Genomic DNA, 22,925 nt, shown 5'->3' on the forward strand with positions numbered 1-22,925 from the left:
CTGGATTGAAGAACATCTTAAATTTTTGTCTTGAATTCGGGGCCCACTTTAGTATTCAGATAGCGGTTGCCAAGCAGCGTATCCAGAATGGCGATTTTCTTGATACCTTCGGCTGTGACACCTATCGGAAACTTGTGGCGGCCTTTGAAAAAATGCCAGCGGCCAGATGTTTCGTCATACTCCACCACCCCGCCCAGAATGTCCTTGAGTGTCGTGCGTGACTGGGCGAATTCTTTGTAGTTCTTACCCATTCGGGGAGAAATGCGCAGCGCTTTGGCAAGATCGTAGTACGTGTCATCAAACCCAAAGGCTTTATCCTGTTCCCGCGATTTCAAAATGACTTGATGTAATGACAGCACTTCCTTGGCCGGCAAAAATACCGAATTGCTGGCGCGTGGTGGCACATGATTTTCCAGGCTGGAAATCTGCTTGCTGGTGTCTTTGCCAAAGCTGTAGCAGAAGTCCTTGTTGTCGATGGTGAGCAAGCTTGACAAGGGTGCATCCGCTCCTTTGCTAACCAAATCGCCAATTTTTTCTGCCTGAAATGTCCAATACAGCTTGTCGGACAGAATTTCTGAGGCTGATCTTTGTTCGTTACCGCGCTTGTACTCTTCCAGCGTGCGCAGGCTGCTGTACATGGCTTTGAGTAAGAACGTCTTCCCGCTACCATTGCCGCCAATGACTAGGTTGATCTTGCCTAATTCCGACCAATGGATATCGGAGAGTGGGCCAAAGTTACAAAGTTTGATTTGATGAATCATTTGTTATTTTCCATTTGGGTATTGCGTTGTAGCACAAACTGCCTAATCCATCGCATCACCCGCTCCCTTCTGCACGACCACATACTTCGCCAAAATTTCCTCCCGAAAGGAGTTCGGAATTCCGTCCCAATCGATTATTTGCACAATGATCGGCAGATTGCTTTCTTGAAAAGCTTCTGCCATAGCACACAAACGGAACACATCACGTTTTTTTGTAGAAGGGAATCGTGCCACCAAATCCAGATCGCTGGCATCGTAAAAGTCACCGCGCACCCGTGAGCCATAGGCCCATACTTCTGCTTCTGGTATATGCTTTTGTAACAAATCTCGTACCTGTTCTGCGTATTTTTCTGGCAGGTACAAAGTATGAAATTCAGTCATCGGCATGGTTTTCCAGTTTATTTTCCAATTTATTTCCCAGCTTTTTGTCCAGTGTTTCTGCCAGTTGCGCCACATCCGCCAAAAAATCGGGAATCAGCACCAAGGTCTGTTCCGCAAAGACCTCTCCGTAATCATGGGCGGTGTTGTTGCGGTTGTCTCGATAGGCAAACCAGCGTTCCACTTCTGCCAGCGTCATGAGGTCATGCACGGCTGCCAGCCGGAGAATTTCCTTGACCGGTGTGGATTCGAGTTTTTTGGGACTGTGGCCATAGGCTTTCAGTGCCTTCTTGATGAGTTTGAAGGCCGTTTCCTGTGTCAGCTCATAGCCTTTGACAATCGCGTTACGGAATACTTCCTGATCGATGCTCCCGATTGCGGCGTGTTGATACAGAATGAGCGAAGACTCTAAAGTCTGTTTGCAACGCGCAAGGTGCTCGGTATTCAGGTACAGCATGTTTTTCCCTCCGTTCGAGCCATCCCATATTTTGGTTCGAAAGTGTGCGTGGAATGGGGGCCACTACACCCCTTTGGTAGGATGCCCTGCGCCCTATCCCCGGCTGTGCCCGGGTTCATCGACCAGGAGAACGATCCATGTCTGCGAACGAAGCCCCCGCCCCCACCACCCCGCTCGTGATGCACCACGGGCCGCATTGCCCCGATGGTTTTGCTTCGGCAATGGCCGCGTGGATGGTGTTTGGTGACCAGGCGCAGTATGTGCCGCTGGATCACGGGCCAATGCGTACCTTGGCGGACTTGCCTGCGGTCGATGCACGGCAGGTGTTTTTGCTGGATTTTTGTTTGCCCAGAGCACTGCTGGAACAGATCGAAGAGCGCGCAGCGCAGCTCGTCGTGCTCGACCACCACCGCAGCGCTGCGGACGATCTGGCGGGCTATGTTTGCAGCAAGGGGGAGGTGCGCTTCGACATGAGTAAGTCTGGCGCACGGCTGGCGTGGGAGTATTTCCATCCCGATGTACAGGCGCCCGATCTCGTCCGCTATGTGGAAGATCGGGACTTGTGGGTATGGCAGTACCCGCAGAGCGCGGCGTTTCTGGCTGCGCTTGATGTGGAACCGATGGACTTTGGCCGCTGGCGCGAGATTGCGGCGTTTGACGCTGCGCAGCAAGCAGCTTTTGTGCAGCGCGGGGAGGCAATGGATGCCAAGTTCCGTCACCTTGCGCAGGGAATGGCGGAGGATGCGCGCCCCATCGTCTTGTGTGGGGAGCGAGGGCTGATGCTTAATGCGCCCAGTATGTTCCACAGCCTGCTGGGCGATTTGCTCTGCCGCAAGTCTGGGACTTTCGCCTTGCTGTGGACGGTGGATCAAAACGGGCGCATCAAATGCGGGCTGCGATCCCGATCGGGGTTCGACTGCATCCCGCTGGCCCGGCCCATGGGGGGCGGGGGGCATGCCCAAGCCTGCGGTTTCCGGATCGACCCCCGCCGATTGCCGGAATTGCTTGGCGGGAACCTCGACGCGGAGCCGCCCCAAGGCTGAAGAGCAAAGGTCAGCGTAGCAAAGGGCTGAGGGCTACTGCTTATTCCGCGCTAACGCTGGCGTGGAGGAATCCGATCACTTTGCCGCCATCGCGCACGGGGGCGCCGATCTGCACGCTGCGCACCTGCGTGGTGGGGTCGGCCTTAATGTCGGTATCTGACCATTCTTGCCCCTGCAAGGCATGTGCGGAGACAGCGCGGCTGCTGTTGTTGAAAAGCAGGGTCTTGCTCGTCCCGGCAATCAGGTTGGCTTTCTGGTCACGCAGAAAGAGCTTGTCGAGCTGCGCGCTCTTTTCCCACTTTTGGAGTTGTTTGGCCACAGGGCTGGTCAGGGATAACTGCACGGTGGGGTGAGCGTCTTCCAGATCGTTCCATTTGGCGTTGGACATGCCGGGAAACATCCCCCCTTTGGCGTTGGCTTCCTTGACTGCGGCAACGACGATGGGGTTGGATGCCCACTCTGCCAGCAGCTTCTGGGCTTGCGTCACTTTGGCTTGCAATGCGGGGGAAAAGGAGGATGTAGCAGGGGATGCAGTGGTGGGCGATGCAGTGGCACTGCCGACTGCAACGGCCATGCCTATCCAGATTGCGAAGGCGAAAAGTGGCCGAGGCAAGGAACGAAAAGCAGTGCCCATCTTCATGCAAAACTCCCAAAAGGAACGTGGAACAAGGAACGTGGAACAAGGAACGTGGAACAAGGAACAAGGGCTTGGCAGAACCTGCACAAACGCTGGTTCCCCCGCAAGCCCGCAGGCATTCTAGGGAGGGCGGGGTGTGCCACAAGGAGGGGGGGATGCCGCGACAATCTGCGCCCCTGGCCCGGTTGGGCATGGTTTGCGAGCTGCGCGTGATGTCTTCTTCTTCCTTGCATTCTGCTTTTTCCACCCCTCCCGTCTTCACGGTAGCGCCCACGGGGGAACATTCCCTGGCGCAGTGGCTGGCCTACTGCGAACGTTTGCACCCTCTACACATCGAGCTGGGACTGGGCCGCGTCCATCAGGTGGCGCAGGCTATGGCGTTGCATCTGGATCATCCGGTCATCACGGTGGCAGGCACCAACGGCAAGGGGTCGACGTGCGCCATGCTTGCCAGCATCTTGCGGCAGGCGGGGTACAAGGTGGGGGTCTATACCTCGCCGCATTTGGTGGATTTTGAGGAGCGGTTGCGTATCGATGGGGAGTGCGTCACCGCATCGGCGTTGGTCGAAGCCTTTGTCCAGGTCGAATCTGCACGAACTCGTTGCGGGGTGTCGCTGACCTATTTCGAGTTCACGACGCTGGGCATCCTGTGGATCCTCGCGCACCGCAAGCTCGATGTCTCGATTCTTGAAGTCGGGCTGGGTGGGCGGCTCGACGCCGTCAACATCGTCGATGCCGACTGCGCGATCATCACCAGCATCGATTTGGATCACATGCAATTTCTGGGTTCGACCCGGGAAGACATCGCGCTCGAAAAAGCGGGGATCGCTCGCCCAGGCAAGCCGATCATCTTGGTGGACCCCGCTTTGCCACCCAGCCTCGCAGCGCATTGCCGCAGCGTGGGGGCGGATGTCTGGTGCGCGGGGGGGGACTTTCGCGTGACGGTCGATGAAAAGCAGTGGTCGTGGGAAGGGCGTGGGCATAGGTGGGGCGGGCTGGCCTTTCCGGCATTGCGCGGCGCGCAGCAGCTCGTCAATGCAGCGGGGGTGCTTGCTGCGCTCTCTGCGTTGCGTGCAGTGCTTCCGGTGAGCGCGCATGCCTTGCGCAACGGGCTGGCTTTCGTCGAGTTGGCTGGGCGTTTTCAGGTCGTCCCCGGCGAGCCAGTGCTTGTGCTCGACGTGGCCCACAACCCCCATGCCGTGGGGGCGTTGGTACACAACCTCGACGCGATGGGGTTTTTCCCCACGACGCATGCGGTGTTCGGGGCGATGGCCGACAAAGACATCCCCGCGATGCTGCGGCGCATGGCGCCTTTGGTCGATCGCTGGTATTGCACGGATCTCACGGTTGATCGGGCTGCGCCGGCCTGTGCGATTGTCGATGCGCTGCGTGCCGTCGATGCGACCAAAGCGGCCTCGGCAGGGTGTTTTGCCACCCCGCAGCAGGCCTTGCGCGTAGCGCTGGATGCGGCGGAACGCACCGATAGAATCATCGTTTTCGGCTCGTTCCACACCGTCGGCGGCGTGTTGCGGCAAGGCGTTCCCCAGCTTCGAGCGCCGCATCTGCCGGGCTCCTGACTGGCAGGCTCCTGATTCCCGGGGTTCTGTTTTCTGTTCTGTGCCCTTCTCCCTACCTTTGCCCCCGCGCCCTTGCCGCCCGCCTCCATGCGCTTTTTCCCTTCCTTCCACATAAGCGAGACTCCGACGACGATCGTCCCCGCAGTGGAAAGCGTCGAGCGTCTGCGTCGGCGTGCCCGCAATCGTTTGTTGGGGGCAGGCATTCTGATCGCCATAGGCGTGGTGGGGTTGCCCTTGGTATTTGACAAACAGCCACGGCCCATCAATGTCGATGTAGAGATCGAAATTCCCGATCGGGACGACGCTCCCCCCCTTGTGCTCCCTCCGGCGGAGGCCTTTCCCCCGGTCGATATGGAAGAGGAAATCGTTCTTCCGGCAGCGTCTGCGGTGCAGCCCGCGCAGCAGCCAAAGCGGGTCGTCCCCATGCTGTCGTCCTCGTCCCGACCAGTGCGAGGGGCTGCGGAACAACCTGTTGTGGCCAGGTTGGAGTCTGCCCGGGCGCAGGCTTTGCTCGATGGGGCGGCGACGCCAGGGCCCATGGTGCCCCAGCGGTTTGTCGTGCAGGTGGGCAAAGATATGACGGTGGAAAGCGCGAATGAGCTACGCAAGAAACTCCTTCGCGCGGGGTTGTCGGCGCGCATTCGCCCGGTTGGTGGAAAGAAGAGCAAGCTGGTGCGGGTGCAGGTAGGCCCGTTTGTCACCCGGCAAGAATCGCAAGCAGCGCAGCGCAAGGTGCAGGCTCTGGGCCTGACAGCGGTTGTGTCGTCGTGGTGAGTGTCCATTCCCGCCCGGAAGTCGGGTATGCCGTGCGTGTGCATAGCAGATGCCAACGTTGGACTGGATTTTCCTGATCGTGCTGCTGGCTTCCGGTTTATTGGGAGCATGGCGCGGCCTGGTGTACGAGGTCTTTTCCCTGCTCGCGTGGGTGGGTGCTTTCGTTGCCGCACGCTGGCTGTATGCGGATGTGGGCGCGTGGTTGCCCATGCAAGGCGCAAGCCAGACCCTGCGTGGCGCGGTGGGGTTTGGACTGGTGTTTCTGGTTGCCGTCATGCTGGGGGGGCTGGTGGCCGTCGGGTTGCGCAAGGTGCTGGCCACGGTGGGATTGCGGCCGATGGATCGTTTTCTGGGTGCTTCTTTCGGGCTGGTACGCGGGGTGGCGTTGTTGTTGCTGACTACGGCATTGCTGGGCATGACGCCGATGCGTTCTGCATTGATCTGGAAAGAATCCGCCGGGGTGGACATGTCCATGAAGGTACTGGCGGAGATTCGCCCCATGCTCTCACGTGAGGCGGGGTGGCCTGGTTGATGTTGGGTGGACGCCAGGTTGACGCTCGGTTGACGAAATAAGGAGAAAAGCCATGTGTGGCATCGTGGGAGTGGTATGTGACGCTCCAGTCAACCAATTGCTGTATGACGCGCTGCTGTTGTTGCAGCACCGGGGCCAAGATGCCGCCGGGATCGTGACCCAGCAGGGCAGCCGGTTTTTCATGCACAAGGCCAAGGGGATGGTGCGCGACGTTTTTCGCACGCGCAACATGCGCTCGCTCGTCGGCAACAGCGGGCTGGGGCAGGTGCGTTATCCCACGGCGGGCAGTGCGTGGAATACCGAAGAGGCGCAACCGTTCTACGTCAACGCACCGTTCGGGATCGTCTTGGTACACAACGGTAACCTGACGAATACGCCATTTCTGCGTTCCGAGCTGCGGGAGAGCGACCACCGGCATATCAATACCGACAGCGATTCCGAAGTGCTGCTCAACGTGCTGGCCCACGAGGTAGAGGCCACCACGCACGGCACTACGCTGACCCCGCAGCATCTCTTCGACGCAGTGCGCCGCATGCACGCCAGGGTGCGCGGTTCCTACGCTGCGATTGCCTTGATTGCCGGGCACGGCATCCTTGCGTTTCGGGATCCGTATGGCATCCGTCCCCTGTGCCTGGGGCGCGGCGCCTCGACGTGGATGGTGGCGAGCGAGTCTGTCGCGCTCGAAGGAACCGGCCACCGTTTCGAACGCGATATCGATCCGGGGGAGGCCATCTTTATCGGCATGGATGGGACGGTGCAATCCCAGCAGTGTGCTGATCACACCTCGCTGCATCCCTGCATCTTCGAGTACGTGTACTTTGCCCGACCGGATTCGGTGCTCGACGGCATTTCCGTGTACCAGGCCCGGCTGAATTTGGGCGAGGCACTGGCGCGCCAAGTCGTTAGGGTGTTGTCTGTGCAGGACATCGACGTGGTCGTCCCGATTCCTGAGTCGAGCCGCCCCAGTGCGGCGCAGCTTGCGCAAACCCTGGGGGTGCTGTATCGGGAGGGCTTCGTCAAGAACCGCTACGTGGGCCGTACGTTCATCATGCCGGGGCAGTCTGTGCGCAAAAAATCCGTGCGTCAGAAGCTCAACGCCATTCCCAGCGAATTTGCGGGGCGCAAGGTACTGTTGGTCGACGATTCGATCGTGCGAGGCACCACCAGTCGGGAGATCGTGCAAATGGCCCGTGATGCTGGCGCGAAGAAGGTGTACCTTGCCAGCGCAGCGCCGCCCGTGCGGTATCCCAATGCCTACGGCATAGATATGCCTACCCAGGGGGAACTCGTTGCGTACAACCGCACCGAAGACGAGATTCGGGCAGTCATCGGCTGCGATGCATTGATCTACCAGGATCTCGACGACATGAAGCGCGCCGTGGGCCAGCTTGCTCCGCACATCCGGGGCTTCGACGCCTCCTGCTTCGACGGGGTGTACATCACCGGAGATATCACCGTCGAAGATATCGTGCGCATGGGCGCCCAGCATGCCGCCGGGTGTGGGGACGATCTACCGGCTTATTTGTCGTCCACTTACGAAGATTGATTCTGTGGCATTGCTGCCACCATCACTGCCATGACGATCCGTACCCGCTTTGCCCCGTCGCCGACGGGATTTATCCACCTCGGCAACATCCGTTCCGCGCTGTATCCGTGGGCCTTTGCGCGTTCGCAGGGCGGCGTGTTCATTCTGCGTATCGAAGACACCGACGTGCAGCGCTCCACGCAAGAGGCCGTCGATGTGATTTTGGACGGCATGCGTTGGCTGGGGTTGGATTACGACGAAGGGCCGTACTACCAGTCGCAGCGGACGCAGCGGTACCGTGAGGTGCTCGCGCAATTGTGCGATGCCGGGCATGCCTATCCCTGCTACATGAGCCAGGAAGAGTTGGACGCCCTGCGCGAGCGCCAGAGCGCAGCGAAGTGCAAGCCTCGCTACGACGGTACGTGGCGCCCCGAGCCTGGCAAGGTGCTGCCCCCGGTTCCCGATGGCGGGCAACCCGTATGGCGATTCCGCACTCCGCTGGATGGCACGGTGGTGTGGGAAGACAAGGTCAAGGGTCGTATCGAGATTGCCAATGCCGAACTTGACGATATGGTGCTGGCGAGGTCAGACGGCACGCCGACGTACAACTTTTGCGTCGTCGTCGACGACATGGATATGGGCATCACGCACGTCATCCGGGGGGAAGACCACGTCAACAACACGCCACGACAAATCCACCTGTTCCACGCCCTGGGCAAGGAACCGCCGGAATACGTCCATCTGCCCACCGTGCTGAACGAGCAGGGCGACAAGATGAGCAAACGCAACGGCGCCAAAGCGGTGACGCAATACCGGGAAGAAGGCTACCTGGCCGATGCCGTCGTCAACTACCTGGCCCGGCTGGGGTGGAGCCACGGCAACGACGAGTTTTTTCACCGTGCGCAGTTCTTGCAGTGGTTTGGTTTGGACAACCTGGGCAAAAGCCCGGCGCAGTTCGACGAAGCCAAGCTGCGCTGGGTCAATGCCCAGCATCTCAAGGCCATGGGGGACGAGGCGCTCGCAGAGCTGGTTCGCAGCCAGCTCGAACGCCGGGGCGTGGAAGGGGACGAGCGTTTGCCACGGATCTGCGCGTTGTTCCAGGATCGCTGTGACACGACGGTGGCCTTGGCGGATTGGGCAATGCGGTTCTATACGGAAGTATCGGCATCTGCGCAAGAGCTGGCAACGCATTGCACCCCGTCCATTGCGCCAGCGCTGGAGACTTTGGCCCAGCATTTGTCGCAGTGCGCGTGGGATCGCACCGCCATTGCCGCAGCAGTGCGCGAAGTGCTGGCGCAGCATGGCCTCAAGATGTCCCAGTTGGCCATGCCCGTGCGGGTGCTCGTGGTAGGCACCGCGCATACCCCTTCGCTGGATGCGGTGCTGGAGTTGGTGGGGCGCGAAAAAGTGCTCGCCCGGCTCCGGAACCGTCCCCAGCTTGCACTAGAATGCTGATCCTTTCGACGCCTGCTGTCTTGGCAGAAGGATTCGGTGGGGGGGTATAGCTCAGCTGGGAGAGCGCTTGCATGGCATGCAAGAGGTCAGCGGTTCGATCCCGCTTACCTCCACCAAGAGTTCTTTTCCAGCAAACGGTTTTGCAACGACCTCATCGTCTAGAGGCCTAGGACATCACCCTTTCACGGTGAGTACCGGGGTTCGAATCCCCGTGGGGTCGCCAGCATTTTTGCTGTGCATATGCCAAATGGATAGTGTTTGCAGATAAAGTATTATTTGTAGATAGTATCGATTTGACAAAGGTTTTTGACAAAAGTTTTGTAAGGTTATTGCCAAGTGTTCCCATAAAGAACATTGGTACGGAGTGGTAGTTCAGTTGGTTAGAATACCGGCCTGTCACGCCGGGGGTCGCGGGTTCGAGCCCCGTCCGCTCCGCCAAATATAGTGATTCACTGATAGTAAATCACTGCAAATGGTAAATCACTGCAAATGTCGTACGGCATGCAGTGTTACTTTTCAAAAGCCACTGGTTCCTTCTGGTGGCTTTTTTTTGCCAATCACTCCGTCAACCCTGGTATAGCGGAGCCACAAAGGCTGGCAATCCCTCCTGAAGCATGGCACAGACCCAGCACTGCGCTGGTGGAAAGTACCGGGACCAGCATGTCGCCTGCCCGGGCGATTCGGGAAACCATTCTGGTTGCCACGCCCATGTCTGCCATCTGTTGCATGGTATAGAGATGCATGTGCATCACCGGCCCCAGGCCCGTGATGAGTACACCAAACTCTACGTTGTCGACTTGGAGCACCAACGCATGCAAGTGGGTCGATTTTTTGTGCATCAGCGAGGTCTGTGCGCTGAGGTCGATCAAGGGTAAGGTCCGCGTGCCATACGGCGCAAAGCCCACATGGCGCGTTTTTTCTCCGGGGCCAGTAGGAGCACGGACGACGTTCGCCAATTCGACGCATTCGATCACCTCTTCTGCCACGATGCCGAGCAATTGCCCGTCGATGTAAAAGGTGGCGATTTCGGTGCCATCGTGTACCGGGGTCATGCTGCCGACAGAATTGGACGACATTGCGCGAAGGTTGCCGCACGGCACGATCACCACGCCCTGGATTTGCTCGGCATAACCGTCGCTCGTCTTGAATTCGCGGTAGCCCGCACCCGCTGCGGCGCCTACCGTGTAACACCGTTCGTTTTCCATCACCACGCCGGACCAACGCTGTCCCGGTTGCAGCGCCAGAATTTGGCGTGGCAGCGCGATGGGCAACGCAGCGGTGATGCCGATGAAGCAGCCGTCGGTTCTGCAAAACGCGGCTACGGCTTGGTCGAACTGGGGCAGCACCGATTGCAACATCGCGGTGAATTGGGGTTCTGCATCGAAGATCAGCGCGACGCCGCCGCGAACCTGGTTGCCTGTGTCGAAGATCGGTGCGGTGTAGATGTACGTTCCCCGGTTGGCATACAGAGACGACGATTCGAAGCGGGATACCGTGTAGCCATCCTTGGTGCGGATGCGCAGACATTCGGCCACCCATGGCTCTTGCAGCGCTTGGCCTTCCCATTGCGCGCACTGGCTGGCCGCGACCACGACGCCGCGTGCGTCGAACACCAGAATCTCGCTGTAGACGGTATACAAACCGTTGATGTAGCGCAGCGTTTTTCGGCACACCTCTGGATCCATGCTCGCCAAGGCGGGGCTTTGCGCCCACCACCGGCAGTCGTTGGCGCGTTCGTACAGGTTGCGATCCAGAATGTCCACGGACAATGCCGCCAGGAATTGCGTCTCGGTCAACAGGTTTTGCGCCACCATCGCCAGCAATTCCTGGGAGGATCGCTCGAACACGTCCTTGGTTTTGCGCCCAGTGTTGGCAATTTCCTCCAACAAGGAGCGGGAAAAGGCGTTGGAATCGTCCGCCTGCTGCACCCTGCCATTCCACACCAGCCGATCCAGGCGATCCTGGATGTTGCGCGCCTGTGCCGGAATGTCGAGCAAGCGCTGGGAAAAGATGTTTTCGCCGCTGAAGACGACTGCCTTCATCGCCTCATTGCGGTCGTCGAAAGCCACTTCCGCAGCCAACATGGCCACCGCAGTCCAGCCGGGGCCTGCGTAGCCCTGGTAGTTTTTGGGGGTGCGCTGCGCCACGATGTATTGCACGCCATGGAGCCGGATGTACGGAACGCCGGGGCGGATTGGCAGTAGGTATCCGGCGGGCAATAGCGCTGGGTCGCTGGAGAGGATGACGCGCCCATCTTGCCCGAGGAAAGCCATGCTTTCGTCTTGGTCGACGAGATTGCCCAGAATGGTTTGCACTTCCTCTCGCACATCGAAAACGAGCAGGAGCACCCCAATGGCCTTGCCCTCGGCTTGCACCCGGAATGCGTAGGTCAACGCAGCGCCGTCGCCACACAAATCTGATTGCGCATAGGTTTCCACATAGTTGTCACGGGTCGTCAAGGCTTGTTTGATGATGGGGGATGTGGATTGGCCATGGAAGCCGTCACCAAGCCGGATCAATACCCGCCCCTGGGTATCCGTCAGGATGATGTCCTTGTAGACAGAGTACTTGTCCACATACGAACGGAACCGCTGTCGCAGCACCGTGGTCATGGTGGCTTCGTGGGGGGTATTGGGGGTGGGCCGCAGTGTTTGGCAGGCTTGGACGATGGGGGTGTCCGTGGACAGAAAGCCAATGTCTGCCGTCCGTTCGTAGAGATTGCGCGTCAGCACATCGACGGCGATTTGCGCTTGGTACCCCAGTGCGGTCGTCACGCGCGCCAAAGTCTCTTCCGCCAGGCAGGAGAGCAATTCCCCGGTCAGTTCCTGAAAGCCTTGTCGCACGCCGCTCATGTCGGTGCGCAGATTGGAGAGGTGTCCGAGCAACGACAGCGTGTCCCAGGTGCTGCGCAGGCTGGTCAGCGCTTCGCGGTGGTCGTTGACCGAGGCCATGTGCCGCACGAAGGGCGCGACGTGGTCGGGGAACGCAATACCTTTGACGACCTTCATGGAGCAGCTCTCCGGGACGCGGTGACACGATGGGTATGGTCGCAAGGATGGTCTGGAGGGCTCTCTGGTACGTCTGCGGGAACATGCACACTTCCAGACCAAGAATCCATCGAATGCGGATTCACGTAAGCAAGAACCGATCCCGACAGCGACGTATTGCCACGAGCACAGTACCATGGCTGTACTGTGTGGAAGTGCTGGATGACGGCATCTGGTTGCCTTGCAGGAGTGAGGAGTGGTGCAAGGAGCGGTGGGTAGCGCGCTGTGATGTGGTGCCGATGCATGCTCTCGTGAACGGCGTGCCCCGGCATGGTGCGTAGGGCTGACCGTTACTGTGCAAGTCGCGAAGCGGCTGTTCGACGCTCCCCTGGCCCAGCGGGCTGGGGTGAGGGTTGATGGGCCTATAGCCCTTGAAACTACCTCTGAGAAATCGGCCTCTAACGCCCGTCCCAATTGCGTAAAGCGCTATGATTTTGGTAACTTATACCAGACATGGCAAGCTCCACATCACTTTGCATCACACCCTTCGGAAGGGGTGGGTTTGCGTATCCCGACCGAATGTTCCCCAAATCGGCGGTGCCTTCTGCGGCACCGCACCTGGGTGGTAGGTCGCATCGAACACCGTGTCCGTCAGCCAGCGCTTGAAGTTGGGGTTGTCGCTGAACTGCTTGAACAGCTCGGTGTGGTCGGACAACAACTCCAGCACCACGCGGTTGAGTGCCTTGTCGTGCTCCAGCTTGGCGTTTTGCTTGTCGGAGTTCGCCTGCGCGTTCTGGTACGCCTTGTCCTGCGCCACCCGCGCCGGGATCTCCTCGGCGATGACCTTGCGGATCTTGTCCTCGTCCTTCCACTCGATATTGCCGAACAGGTCGTTGAAGGCCTTGATGATCGCGGAGAGCTTGTCGATGTCGGCCTCGCCCTTGCCGCCACCGCCGCCCGGTGGTACTGGCTCGACCGTGGCATCGGTGTCGGCCATCGCCATCTTCAGAGCCGCTTGCGCCTCCACCCGGTAGCTGTCCATGTCGATGGTCTCCAGCACCCCCTTGGAGAGGTCTTCCTCTTTGGGAGCGGGCAGCTTGGGGATGAGAAAGTTCAGGAAGATCGACAGCTTTTCCCACGTCGGGTGGCCGTAGCTCAGGATCGCGGCAAGGAAGCCGTAACTACGCATGAAGGCCTTGGCTTTACCCTTGAACTTGACCTGATCGTCCTCGCCGAGCTTGTCGGCGTATTCGGCTACGCAAGCGTCGAGGATGGGGTCGAGTTTGTCCCGGTCTGCGCCGCTCAGGTACAGCGCCACCAAGTCTTCCACCTGCTGCCAGCTATACACCTGCTGCCCGTCGAGTTCGGCCTTCAGGTCGTGCAGCTTGTTGGCATCGGTTTCGCCGGTCTGGATGGTGGCGCGGTAGTAGTCCTGGAACGCCGCCTTGACCGCCTCGGCGTTGTCGGCGAAGTCGAGCACGAAAGTGTCGTGCTTTTGCGGGTGCGCACGGTTCAGGCGTGACAGGGTCTGCACCGCCAGCACGCCCGCCAGCGGTTTGTCCACGTACATCGTGTGCAGCAAGGGCTCATCGAAGCCGGTGACGAACTTGTTGGCAACGATTAGGAAGCGATACGGGTCTTGTTTGAGATGGGCCGGAATGTCCTTGCTCGGAAACCCGTTGAGATCGGCCTCGGTCTCCTTCTTGCCGTCAATCTCGAAGTCACCCGAGTACGCCACGATGGCCTTGTACGGACTCTTGATCTGCGTGAGGTAGTCTGACACCTCGTGCCAGTAGTCGATGGCCCGTGCGATGCCGTTGCACACGATCATGGCCCGCGCCTTGCCGCCGATCTTCTGCTTGCCCGCGACCTGTGCGACGAAGTGATCGACCATGATCTCGGCCTTGCGGCGGATGGCCTTGTCGTGCGATTCGACGTAGTGGCGGATTTTCTTCAGCGCCTTCACCTTGTCAAATTCCGGGTCGTCCGCCACCGTCTTGGCCACTTGGTAGAAGCTGTCGTAGGGGGTGTAGTTCTCCACTACGTCGAGGATGAACTTCTCCTGGATCGCCTGCTTGGTGGTGTAGGTCAGTTCTTCGGGCGAGCGGAATTGCACCTTGTCACCGACGAGGGTCTTCTCGCCGAACAACTCCAGCGTCTTGTTCTTGGGTGTGGCAGTGAATGCGAAGTAGCTGGCGTTGACCAGAAGCTTGCGCGAGGCGATGCGCTTCTCGATTTCCGCGTTGACCGCATTCTGCGTGGAATCCTCCTCGAAGGCTTCCTCACCACCCAGAACGCGGTGCATCTCATTGGTGGTTCTGCCGCCTTGGCTGGAATGCGCCTCGTCGATCAACAGAGCAAAATTTTTGCTGGAGAGGTCGTCCAGCTCATCAAGGATGCACGGGAACTTCTGCACCGTGGTGACGATGATCTTCTTGCCCCGGCGCAGGTACTCGCGCAGCTCCTGCGCGTTGTCGGAGTGGCCGAAGATCGCCGCCACGTGGTCGTAACCCTTGATGGTGCGGGCGATCTGCGTGTCCAGCGCGCGCCGGTCGGTGATGACGATGATGGAATCGAACTGCGCCGAAGGTGTAGAACCATCGGGGTCGTCCTTGCGGCGCAGCTCCACCAACTGGTGCGCGAGCCAGGCAATTGTGTTGCTCTTGCCGCTGCCTGCCGAATGCTGGATCAGATAACGCTTGCCCACCCCGTCGGTATAGGCCCGGCGCAGCAGGGCGCGCACCGTGCGCAACTGATGGAAGCGCGGGAAGATCTGCTTGCGCTTCTTGCGTTTCTTGCCGCTGGCATCCGCTTCTTCCTCTTCCACCATCTGCGCATAACTTTCGATGATGTTGGCCAGCGACTCGTGGGCCAGCACCTGCTTCCACAGGTAATCGGTCTTCAGACCATCCGGGTTCGGCGGGTTGCCCGCGCCGCTGTTCCAGCCCTGGTTGAACGGCAGGAACCACGACGCTTTGCCCTTCAGCTCGGTGCAGAACGCCACCTCCACGTCATCGACCGCGAAGTGCGCCACGCAACGGCCCAACTGAAACAGCAGCTCCTGCGGGCTGCGCGTAGTCTGGTACTGGACGATGGCATCGGCCAAGGTCTGCTTGGTCAGCGAGTTTTTCAACTCGAAAGTCAGCACCGGCAAGCCGTTGATGAAGATCACCATGTCCAACTCGTTGCCGCCGTCGTTGCCAGTACTGTTGCTGTAGCGCACCTGCCGGGTGACGCTAAAGATGTTCTTGCCGAAGGCATCCGCTGCGGCGGCATTGCCCGGCGTGGGCAGCAGCTTGTAGAGATCGACATGTATCGGCCCGTGGCTCACGCCCTTGCGCAGCACGTCCACCACGCCGCGCTTGGTAATCTCGCCCTGCAGGCGGTGCAAAAACTGGGTGCGTTGGATGCCGTCTGCCGTCAGTTCCAACGTGTCCACCGCCTTGGGCTGGGTGGCCTGCAAGAAGGCCAGCAGTTGCGCCACATCCAGCGCCACGTCGCGGTTGTAGTCCGCTGCACGGCCCAGTACATAGCCGCCGGGGGGATACACAGCCTCCGCCTCCTCCGCCAGCGAATCCTCTGTCTGAGGGTGTTCGCTGATACCTGCCAGATGGCGCACGATCAACTGTTCCAGCCCTTTTTCACTGGTGTCGGTGGGCTTCATGTCTCGTCTTCCTTCTTCGGGTGTGGCAACAAGGTCTTGCGGCGGGCGACCTGTTCCCTCGCACTTTGCATCAGGGCATGGATTTTTTGCTCGAATACGGGCCGCTCGGGGAAGACCGTCCAGTATTCGGCCACCATGATGCTGTCTTTGTCCAGTTGCATCAGCTCAATCTGCTCCCGGCTTTTTTCTGCGCAAAGGATCAAGCCGATTGGTGCGTTTTCACCCTCCTGGCGCTCGTAGCGGTTGAGCCAGCCAAGGTACAACTCCATCTGCCCCTTGTGCGCGGCCTCAAACTTGCCGATCTTTAGCTCCACGGCCACCAGCCGCTTCAGGCGGCGATGAAAAAAAAGCAGGTCGAGGTAAAAATCCTCGCCGTCGATGATCATTCGCTTCTGGCGCTCGACAAACGCAAAGCCACCGCCCAGTTCCAGGATGAAGTCTTCCAACTGGCGCAGGATGGCCGCTTCGAGGTCAGTCTCCAGGTAGCCGTCGTGCAGCCCGAGCACGTCCAGCAGATACGGGTCCTTGAAGGTGTCGAGCGGGATGGCGCAGGCTTCAGAGAGTTGCGCATTGGCGATCTCCTTGCGCTCGAAAGTCTTGCGGGCGATGAGTTCTCGCAGAGCACGCTTGCCCAACTGGCGGCTTGCCGCCTCGTGGAGGTAGAACAGGCGGGCCTCGGGTGTCTTGAGCGGCAACACCTCGATCACATGTGACCAGCTCAATTTTGTCGCCAGCGGCGACACAATCCCGAAGTCCGGAAACTGCTCGGCAAATTGCATCATGCGGCGCAGGTTGCGGGCTTCGAAGCTACGCCCGTAGCTGGCGCTCAATTCTGTCGCCAGCGTCGACACGATCTTCTGGCCGTATTCCGCCCGCTGGTGGTTCAGGATGTCGCTGTTGACCCGTTGCCCGATGCGCCAGAACAGCAGCACCGTGGTGCTGTTGGCCTGGCGCACCAGGGTGCGGCGGGCTTCCTCGATCAGGCCGGATACCGTGGCGAGCAGATCGCCGGATGTGGGCAGGGCGACGGCGTTCGCGGCCTTGTCAGTCGTTGCCATCCTCTTCCTCCCCATCGGTATCGATTGCTTCGTCGCCGCCTAGCGCGGCCAATTCTTCTTCGGTCACCACATACTCCGGGCCGGGTTGCCAGCCGCGCACGTCCAGTTGGCCGGTGACCACATCGGCAATCAGGCGGTCGCGGTATTCGCGGATCAGCTTGATTTCTTCTTCTGTGCGGGCGATGGTGTCGTCCAGTGGTTGGCATTCGTTGGTGATACAGCGGCAGAGGGCTTGCTGTTCGGAGACAGGCGGCAACGCAATGACAGTGTTCTTCACATCGTGCTTGCCGAGCGCGAAGCGCGTGACACCGGTGGCCAGAACATGGAACTGCTGCGCAGTGCGCGTCGAGCCGATGGCGAGAAACAGGAACTCGCCCAACACGCGATCTGGTTCGGGGCGCAGCAGGCCAAGGTGGTAAGCGCAAACCACGCCGGGCAAATCCTCCGGCACCCACGCGGGCACGCCGATATCGTCTGGCGTTTCGGAATCCTTGGTCAGAATGACATCGCCCGCTTTCAGCGTCAGGCGAGCGATTTCCGCCCTAGTTGCTGTGGCGCGCATCAAGTCCATATCACCCGTGATGCGGTCGTTCTTGTAAACGTCGGTGTAGTTGCAAAGGCGAACCGGCGTTTCGTCGTCATGGGAGTGCTTGTCCACACCGCTGAAGCGCACGTCCACGACGTGCTTGATGAAGACCACTTCCCAATGCTCCGGCACCTCGCCCAGCCATTCGATGCCGGAAGGCTTCAGCGTGACGGAAGGATCGAGGCCGTGCGTGACGGCGTGGTCGATGATGCGCAGCTTCTGTTCGGTCAGCAGCTTGATCAGGTCTCGTTTGGCCTTGATGAATCGGGCAATGTGCGCGTCTTGCACGCGCAGGTAGGCGACGATTTGGTCTTGCTCGGGGTGTGGCGGTTGTAACAGCGCGATGTCAAGAAACTGGTTCGGATACAAGCGTAGGCGCGAGGACCGGATGCCGGTCGAGCGCCCGATGTATTCGGCAACGTAGGCACGGGTGCGAAGCAGGTAATCGAGATATGCCGGATTGAAGCTGTCCGCACGGTGCGGGCGATATACGCCATAAGCGGGACTGACGATGCCCACGTGCCTGCTCGCGCCCAGCGCCGCCATCCACGCCCACAGCGTGTTGATAACGATGTCGCCGGGACGGCATAGCTTGGAGCCGACGTAGCTCGCAGCCTTGAACATCGTCACATTCTTCTGGCTGCGCGGCGTGATGCCCGTCAGATGCGACACCGACAGCAGTTCTTCCTGACCGGTCTTCGAGCGCTCATCCACTTCGCGAAAGAAGGTCTTGGCGCGTTGCTCGTTCCAGTGTTCCGGCACAGCAGGCAACCAGCGCATCTTCGGCTGCCGGTAATTCGGATACGCGCTCGCCACCGCCATCACGCGCCCCCCACGATCTTGTGCAGCAAACCCTCGCTCTGCTGCTCCAGCGCGAGGATGTCAGCACGGATTTCTTCCAGCGTGCGCAACGGCGCGGGCTTGTAGAAGTAGCGGGCGAACGAAATCTCGTAGCCGATCTGGGTCTTGTCCGTGGCGATCCAGGCATCCGGCGCGTGCGGCAGCACTTCGCGGGCGAAGAAGGCATTGATGCCGCCCGGGGCCGATAACGGCACCTGCTCGGTATCGCGCAGCACGCTGTCGGGTTCGTACTCGACCATGAAGCGATCCTTGCCCACGGTCTCCAGGTACACGCCATCGAAGCCAGGCTTGAAATGCTCACCCGCCTTGAGCTTGCTACGCTTGGCGACGACCGGCGGCGCAGCTTCGTCGCGCCAGCTCACTGCCTTGTAGATGGCCTTCTTCTCCGGCGCGCCGAGCTTGTCGCCCTGCGCCTGCAGGGCAGCATCGAAGCGGGAGCGGAATGCATTGTGGTCGTCGAACACGGCGCTGCCCAGTGCCTTTTGCGCCCGTCGCGCCACATCCATCAACGCCTTGTCGCGCTGCCACGTGGTCGCGTCGAGCAGCTTCTTGCGGCGCTTGGCGGGCACGGCTTTGCGGGCGGCGGGGGCTTCGCTGTCGTCGCCGCCGATGTTGTCGTCACTGCTGTCTTCGCTGTCGTCGTCTTCGTCCTCGCCTTTCAGCCACGCCTCGATGGCCGGTTTGCGCTTGGCGAACTCGCTGTAGAGCGCCTCGCCGTGGGTGGCGTAGATCTCGGCGCGCAGCACCTCGTCGCCGGAGGCAAAACGCAGCGGCTCGATGCGCTCGTCGGAGAGCTGGCTTTTCAGGCGCAGCGGGCGCTCGACGGTGATCTTCCAGTAGCCGAAGTCCTGGGTGTCGAACCATTTGCTCTGTTCGCATTCTTGGGCGGATTCCGGCGAGACCGAACCCTCACCCCCGGCCCCTCTCCCGGCGGGAGAGGGGAGGTAAAGGTCGAGGATGCGGGCAATGTCGGCCTCGCTCAGTTCGCAGTTCTTCTTGCCGAGGTTGCGGCGCAGCGGCTGGAACCACTGCGATGCGTCGATCAACTGCACTTTGCCACGGCGCGCTTCGGCCTTCTTGTTGGCCAGCACCCAGATGTAGGTGGCGATGCCGGTGTTGTAGAAGATGTTGAGCGGCAGGGCGATGATGGCTTCGAGCCAGTCGTTCTCCAGCACCCAGCGGCGGATGTTGCTCTCACCCTGGCCCGCGTCGCCGGTGAAAAGCGCCGAGCCGTTGTGTACCAGCGCGATGCGGCTTCCCAGCTTTGTTCCGTGCTTCATCTTTTGAAGCTTATTCACCTGGAACATGAGCTGCCCATCGCTGGAACGGGTGAGGAGCTTGAACTCGGCATTGCCCGCGTGGCTGACGATGAAGCGCGGGTCGTTGAATTCTTTCTTGCCGCCCATGCGGTCCAGATCGGTCTTCCAACTCTTGCCGTAGGGCGGGTTGGAGATCATGAAATCGAATTTGCGGCTGCGGAACTGGTCGGCGGACAGGGTGGATTTGTCCGCGCCGCCGACGATGTTCTCGGCCTCTGCGCCTTCGCCCTTCAAGAGCAGGTCGGCCTTGCAGATGGCATAGGTTTCGTCGCTGATCTCCTGCCCGAACAGGTGGATCGACACTTCCTTGCCGTGCTGTTCGGCCAGCTCGTGCAACGCTTCTTCTGCCACGGTCAACATGCCGCCGGTGCCGCAGGAGCCGTCGTAGAGCCAATAGGCGCTGGACTCGATGCACTCGGCCACCGGCAAAAACAGCAGCTTGGCCATGAGCTGCACCACGTCGCGCGGGGTGAAGTGCTCGCCTGCCTCTTCGTTGTTTTCTTCGTTGAAGCGGCGGATCAGCTCCTCGAACACCGTGCCCATACCGTGGTTGTCGAGCGCGGGCAGCTTGATACGGCCATCAGCATCCTTCACCGGCAGCGGTGCGAGATTGACCTCGGGGTCGAGGAAGTCCTCGATCAGGTAGCCGAGGACGTGGGAATCCACCAGCTTCTGGATCTGGTTGCGGAAGTTGAACTTGGTGAGGATTTCTTGCACGTTGGGCGAGAAGCCGTCCAGATACGCAATGAAGTCATCGCGCAGGCGCTGCCCTGCCGCGCTGGCCTTCAGCTTGGCCAGGGTGAATTCCGAGACGTTGTAGAAGGCCTGGCCTGCCGCCATGCGCAGCGCGCTGTCCTGCTCGGCTACCTTGTGGGTGTTGAGAAATTTCTTGCGCTCCAGCACCGCGCCCTTGGTGGCTTCGAGCACGGCATCAAGCCGCCGCAGCACGATGAAGGGCAGGATCACGTCGCGGTACTTGCCGCGCACATAGACATCGCGCAGGCGGTCGTCGGCAATGTTCCAGATGAAGTCGGAAATCCACTTGATCTGGCTTTGGTCTTGTTGTTGTTTCTTCTGCATTGATGCGTTCCTTAGAGCCTTGAATGTGTACCCGCAAGGGGTGCCCCTACAACGATGGGGATGGTTCCACAGTCCGTCATGCCCGCGAAGGCGGGAATCCAGAGCGATGCCAGGGATATGCGCAATGGCGGCGGTAGGGGCGAAAAAAATGTGTGCATACGGTAGGGGCTGGGGGGGAGGGAACCGCCATGACTTTCCTGATGCAGGGCATCAGTGCAAAGTCGTGGCAGTTATTGGTGCGTTCGATGGAGGAACCGCGCCCGGAGCACGTACACCACCATGCCCACCACGCCCGATAACAGGCACAAGGTGTGCAGCGTCGGAATGGACATCGCCCCCATCCAAGGGTTGGAAGCCGTCCAAGGGGCCAGGGGATGCATGTCGGCGTGCATCACGCTATCCAACGCAAGGTGGGTCAAGGTGCCCAGCAATGCGCCACACACCACCGCACCGGAGGAGAACGTCTCGGGCTCGATCAGCCAGGGCAGGTGGTAGTGCAGCAGTTCCCGGTTCCATCGTCGGACGAAAGGCCCTGCCAGCCATGGCGTGGCGGGCGCCACCAGCGCGGCGATCAGCAACGCAGCCCAGACGGTATGTGTGGTGCCGTGCAATATTTCCGCGCCCCGGAGCATCCCCACCAGGGGTTCGATATCCATGGCAACCTGCGCCACCGCAAAGGCGCCCAGGCTGCAACGCCCGCCCAACAAGGCTTTGAGGGCCAAGCCCGGCCCCATGTGGAGAGGAGTGAATGGCATGATGATGCAGGGCCGACAGGAAAGACGAGGAAAGAAAAACGGAGCAATGCATCGTACCCAGCATGGGCTTGGATGGGTAGGGCTGACGGTTACTCTGCAAGTCGCGAAGTGGCTTCTCGAAGCTCCCCTCGCCCAGCGGGAGAGGGGCTGGGGGTGAGGGAAACCGCCATGCGCTCGACATGCTCGGCAATCGCCAGGCAGCTCGTCAACCCCGGGGATTCGATGCCGTAGAGATGCACCAGCCCCGCTGCACCGTGCTCTTGGGGGCCTTGGATGAGGAAATCCGTCAGCAATCCGGCAGGGCCTTCGATCTTGGGGCGGATGCCAGCGTAGCCGGGGAGCAGCGCGCCATCGGGCAGCGCTGGCCAGTATTGGCGTATCGCAGCGTAGAAGCCCTCTGCGCGATGGGGATCGACATCCAGGGCATCGGGGGAATCGACCCATTCGACATCAGGCCCAAAGCGCGCCTGTCCGGCCAGGTCGAGGGTCAGATGCACCCCCAGCCCGTGGCGTTCGGGAACCGGGTAGATCAAATGGGAGAACGGGGCCTTGCCCGCCAACGTGAAGTAGTTGCCCTTGGCGTACCGCGCAGTAGGGATATGCCGCTGGTGTGGGCCGTCAATATGCCGTGCCAAGGCCGGAGCGTGTACCCCTGCGGCGTTCACGACGGTTTGGCAGTGCAGCCGCACCCCGTCGCCGGTTAGTAGCTCCACTCCCCCCGCAGCGCAACGCCCATGCTGGACAGGGGTGCGCAGCACGATGCTGCCGCCAGCGTGTTCGAGGTCGCCGCACAACGCAAGCATCAGGCCATGGCTATCGACGATGCCGGTATCGGGAGACCACAACGCGCTAGAGCAGCGCAAGCCGGGTTCCAGCGCCAGGGCGGATTCCCGATCGAGCAACTGCACGCGGTGTGCGCCGTTGGCGTGTGCCTGGCGTTGCTGTGCTTGCAGAGCATGGGACTGCTCTTCGTTTTGCGCGACGACGAGTTTGCCGCAGCGACGATGGGCCACCCCCCGCGCCGCGCAGTAGTCATACAGCGCCACGCTACCGGCAACGCACCATTGCGCCTTGCGCGAACCCGTTGGGTAATGGATGCCGGCGTGGAGGACTTCGCTATTGCGTGCGCTCGTTTGGGTGCCGATGGCCGCGCAGGCTTCGAGCACTAGCACTTCCCTGCCAGAGATCGCCAGCGCACGGGCTACGGCAAGGCCGACGACACCCGCCCCGACAACGACACAGTCCACCCGTTCAGTCATGGTACGGGTCGTGTATCGCGCAGATCGCGGAAACGGTGTTGGCTACCTGTGGCACGGAATGGGGCAGAAAGGCTTCCTCTATCATGCCGTTTTCCCTCTTGTTACGGTGCAAGTCGCGAAGCGGCTTCTCGAAGCCCCCCCTCGCCCAACGGGAGAGGGGCTGGGGGGTGAGGGAAACTGCCATGACTTTCCTGATCATGGCAGTTATTCCCCGTTG

General features: G+C 60.4%; 18 protein-coding genes and 3 tRNA genes. 9 read left to right on the forward strand and 12 right to left on the reverse strand.

Going from position 1 to position 22,925, the window contains the following annotated elements; genetic code table 11:
* Positions 1–17: 17 nt before the first annotated feature.
* Genes CENROD_RS11465 through CENROD_RS11475 form a run of 3 tightly spaced genes read right to left on the reverse strand, consistent with a single transcriptional unit; the run spans position 18 to position 1,596 of the window.
* Positions 18–761 (reverse strand): AAA family ATPase, encoded by a 744-nt coding sequence (locus CENROD_RS11465; RefSeq protein ID WP_022776539.1) that lies wholly within the window; start codon positions 759–761, stop codon positions 18–20.
* Positions 762–803: 42 nt separating this feature from the next.
* Positions 804–1,148, reverse strand: a complete 345-nt coding sequence (locus tag CENROD_RS11470; protein ID WP_202961158.1) for a nucleotidyltransferase family protein — start codon at positions 1,146–1,148, stop codon at positions 804–806.
* Complete coding sequence (locus CENROD_RS11475) at positions 1,135–1,596, reverse strand: nucleotidyltransferase substrate binding protein (protein WP_022776541.1); 462 nt, start codon at positions 1,594–1,596, stop codon at positions 1,135–1,137. The genes CENROD_RS11470 and CENROD_RS11475 overlap by 14 nt, the downstream gene beginning before the upstream one ends.
* Positions 1,597–1,733: 137 nt before the next feature.
* On the opposite strand from CENROD_RS11475, the gene CENROD_RS11480 reads away from it, so the two are divergent.
* Complete coding sequence (locus CENROD_RS11480; RefSeq protein WP_022776543.1) at positions 1,734–2,639, forward strand: DHH family phosphoesterase; 906 nt, start codon at positions 1,734–1,736, stop codon at positions 2,637–2,639.
* 40 nt (positions 2,640–2,679) lie between these two features.
* On the opposite strand, the gene CENROD_RS11485 is transcribed toward CENROD_RS11480, so the two are convergent.
* Complete coding sequence (locus tag CENROD_RS11485; protein ID WP_151194629.1) at positions 2,680–3,213, reverse strand: hypothetical protein; 534 nt, start codon at positions 3,211–3,213, stop codon at positions 2,680–2,682.
* A 218-nt stretch (positions 3,214–3,431) separates the two neighbouring features.
* On the opposite strand from CENROD_RS11485, the gene folC reads away from it, so the two are divergent.
* From folC to CENROD_RS11525, 8 genes are all read left to right on the forward strand, one after another.
* Positions 3,432–4,853, forward strand: coding sequence for a bifunctional tetrahydrofolate synthase/dihydrofolate synthase (gene folC, locus CENROD_RS11490; protein WP_022776545.1), 1,422 nt, complete (start codon positions 3,432–3,434; stop codon positions 4,851–4,853).
* Positions 4,854–4,940: 87 nt separating this feature from the next.
* Positions 4,941–5,627, forward strand: a complete 687-nt coding sequence (locus CENROD_RS11495) for an SPOR domain-containing protein (protein WP_022776546.1) — start codon at positions 4,941–4,943, stop codon at positions 5,625–5,627.
* Positions 5,628–5,676: 49 nt separating this feature from the next.
* Entirely contained in the window at positions 5,677–6,159 is a 483-nt protein-coding gene (locus CENROD_RS11500; protein ID WP_022776547.1) for a CvpA family protein, read from the forward strand.
* Positions 6,160–6,211: 52 nt separating this feature from the next.
* Positions 6,212–7,705 carry an amidophosphoribosyltransferase gene (gene purF / locus CENROD_RS11505; RefSeq protein WP_022776548.1) on the forward strand — a complete coding sequence of 498 codons (1,494 nt, stop codon included), beginning with the start codon at positions 6,212–6,214 and terminating at the stop codon, positions 7,703–7,705.
* Between the two features lie 30 nt (positions 7,706–7,735).
* On the forward strand, positions 7,736–9,139 hold the full coding sequence (gltX, locus tag CENROD_RS11510) for a glutamate--tRNA ligase (protein ID WP_022776549.1): 1,404 nt from the start codon (positions 7,736–7,738) through the stop codon (positions 9,137–9,139).
* Between the two features lie 40 nt (positions 9,140–9,179).
* Positions 9,180–9,255, forward strand: a tRNA-Ala gene (locus CENROD_RS11515).
* A gap of 31 nt (positions 9,256–9,286) precedes the next feature.
* Positions 9,287–9,362 (forward strand) — tRNA-Glu (locus tag CENROD_RS11520).
* Between the two features lie 138 nt (positions 9,363–9,500).
* Positions 9,501–9,577, forward strand: a tRNA-Asp gene (locus CENROD_RS11525).
* A gap of 119 nt (positions 9,578–9,696) precedes the next feature.
* Here CENROD_RS11525 and CENROD_RS11530 read toward each other — a convergent pair.
* The 8 genes from CENROD_RS11530 to CENROD_RS11565 all read right to left on the reverse strand — a co-directional run bounded on the left by CENROD_RS11530 (position 9,697) and on the right by CENROD_RS11565 (position 22,892).
* Positions 9,697–12,147, reverse strand: coding sequence for a chemotaxis protein CheW (locus CENROD_RS11530; protein ID WP_022776550.1), 2,451 nt, complete (start codon positions 12,145–12,147; stop codon positions 9,697–9,699).
* Positions 12,148–12,664: 517 nt separating this feature from the next.
* A complete protein-coding gene (locus CENROD_RS11535) occupies positions 12,665–15,790 on the reverse strand; it encodes a type I restriction endonuclease subunit R (protein WP_022776551.1) in 3,126 nt (1,041 codons plus the stop codon).
* Entirely contained in the window at positions 15,787–16,848 is a 1,062-nt protein-coding gene (locus tag CENROD_RS11540; RefSeq protein WP_022776552.1) for a PDDEXK nuclease domain-containing protein, read from the reverse strand. The genes CENROD_RS11535 and CENROD_RS11540 overlap by 4 nt, the downstream gene beginning before the upstream one ends.
* Positions 16,835–18,214, reverse strand: coding sequence for a restriction endonuclease subunit S (locus tag CENROD_RS11545; protein ID WP_022776553.1), 1,380 nt, complete (start codon positions 18,212–18,214; stop codon positions 16,835–16,837). The genes CENROD_RS11540 and CENROD_RS11545 overlap by 14 nt, the downstream gene beginning before the upstream one ends.
* A gap of 41 nt (positions 18,215–18,255) precedes the next feature.
* Positions 18,256–20,694: a type I restriction-modification system subunit M gene (locus CENROD_RS11550; protein WP_022776554.1), complete on the reverse strand. Its 2,439-nt coding sequence runs from the start codon at positions 20,692–20,694 to the stop codon at positions 18,256–18,258.
* 230 nt (positions 20,695–20,924) lie between these two features.
* Complete coding sequence (locus tag CENROD_RS11555) at positions 20,925–21,449, reverse strand: DUF4184 family protein (protein WP_041193595.1); 525 nt, start codon at positions 21,447–21,449, stop codon at positions 20,925–20,927.
* Positions 21,450–21,538: 89 nt separating this feature from the next.
* Entirely contained in the window at positions 21,539–22,708 is a 1,170-nt protein-coding gene (locus CENROD_RS11560) for an NAD(P)/FAD-dependent oxidoreductase (RefSeq protein ID WP_022776556.1), read from the reverse strand.
* The gene (locus CENROD_RS11565; RefSeq protein ID WP_151194630.1) at positions 22,701–22,892 is read right to left on the reverse strand and encodes a hypothetical protein; all 192 of its coding nucleotides are present in this window, start codon (positions 22,890–22,892) and stop codon (positions 22,701–22,703) included. The genes CENROD_RS11560 and CENROD_RS11565 overlap by 8 nt, the downstream gene beginning before the upstream one ends.
* Between the last annotated feature and the right edge of the window lie 33 nt (positions 22,893–22,925).

It is taken from the genome of Candidatus Symbiobacter mobilis CR, from assembly GCF_000477435.1.
Classification (GTDB): domain Bacteria; phylum Pseudomonadota; class Gammaproteobacteria; order Burkholderiales; family Burkholderiaceae_C; genus Rhodoferax; species Rhodoferax mobilis.

What these genes read in the sequence shown, in the direction of transcription:
- CENROD_RS11470 (WP_202961158.1), bottom strand. Translation starts at nt 1,148, where the DNA reads ATGCCGATGACTGAATTTCATACTTTGTACCTGCCAGAAAAATACGCA.
- CENROD_RS11480 (WP_022776543.1), top strand. Translation starts at nt 1,734, where the DNA reads ATGTCTGCGAACGAAGCCCCCGCCCCCACCACCCCGCTCGTGATGCAC.
- gltX (WP_022776549.1), top strand. Translation starts at nt 7,736, where the DNA reads ATGACGATCCGTACCCGCTTTGCCCCGTCGCCGACGGGATTTATCCAC.
- CENROD_RS11475 (WP_022776541.1), bottom strand. Translation starts at nt 1,596, where the DNA reads ATGCTGTACCTGAATACCGAGCACCTTGCGCGTTGCAAACAGACTTTA.
- CENROD_RS11495 (WP_022776546.1), top strand. Translation starts at nt 4,941, where the DNA reads ATGCGCTTTTTCCCTTCCTTCCACATAAGCGAGACTCCGACGACGATC.
- CENROD_RS11500 (WP_022776547.1), top strand. Translation starts at nt 5,677, where the DNA reads ATGCCAACGTTGGACTGGATTTTCCTGATCGTGCTGCTGGCTTCCGGT.
- CENROD_RS11535 (WP_022776551.1), bottom strand. Translation starts at nt 15,790, where the DNA reads ATGAAGCCCACCGACACCAGTGAAAAAGGGCTGGAACAGTTGATCGTG.
- CENROD_RS11560 (WP_022776556.1), bottom strand. Translation starts at nt 22,708, where the DNA reads ATGACTGAACGGGTGGACTGTGTCGTTGTCGGGGCGGGTGTCGTCGGC.
- CENROD_RS11550 (WP_022776554.1), bottom strand. Translation starts at nt 20,694, where the DNA reads ATGCAGAAGAAACAACAACAAGACCAAAGCCAGATCAAGTGGATTTCC.
- CENROD_RS11530 (WP_022776550.1), bottom strand. Translation starts at nt 12,147, where the DNA reads ATGAAGGTCGTCAAAGGTATTGCGTTCCCCGACCACGTCGCGCCCTTC.
- purF (WP_022776548.1), top strand. Translation starts at nt 6,212, where the DNA reads ATGTGTGGCATCGTGGGAGTGGTATGTGACGCTCCAGTCAACCAATTG.
- CENROD_RS11555 (WP_041193595.1), bottom strand. Translation starts at nt 21,449, where the DNA reads ATGCCATTCACTCCTCTCCACATGGGGCCGGGCTTGGCCCTCAAAGCC.
- CENROD_RS11485 (WP_151194629.1), bottom strand. Translation starts at nt 3,213, where the DNA reads ATGGCCGTTGCAGTCGGCAGTGCCACTGCATCGCCCACCACTGCATCC.
- CENROD_RS11540 (WP_022776552.1), bottom strand. Translation starts at nt 16,848, where the DNA reads ATGGCAACGACTGACAAGGCCGCGAACGCCGTCGCCCTGCCCACATCC.
- CENROD_RS11565 (WP_151194630.1), bottom strand. Translation starts at nt 22,892, where the DNA reads ATGGCAGTTTCCCTCACCCCCCAGCCCCTCTCCCGTTGGGCGAGGGGG.
- CENROD_RS11545 (WP_022776553.1), bottom strand. Translation starts at nt 18,214, where the DNA reads ATGCGCTGGTTGCCTGCTGTGCCGGAACACTGGAACGAGCAACGCGCC.
- folC (WP_022776545.1), top strand. Translation starts at nt 3,432, where the DNA reads ATGCCGCGACAATCTGCGCCCCTGGCCCGGTTGGGCATGGTTTGCGAG.
- CENROD_RS11465 (WP_022776539.1), bottom strand. Translation starts at nt 761, where the DNA reads ATGATTCATCAAATCAAACTTTGTAACTTTGGCCCACTCTCCGATATC.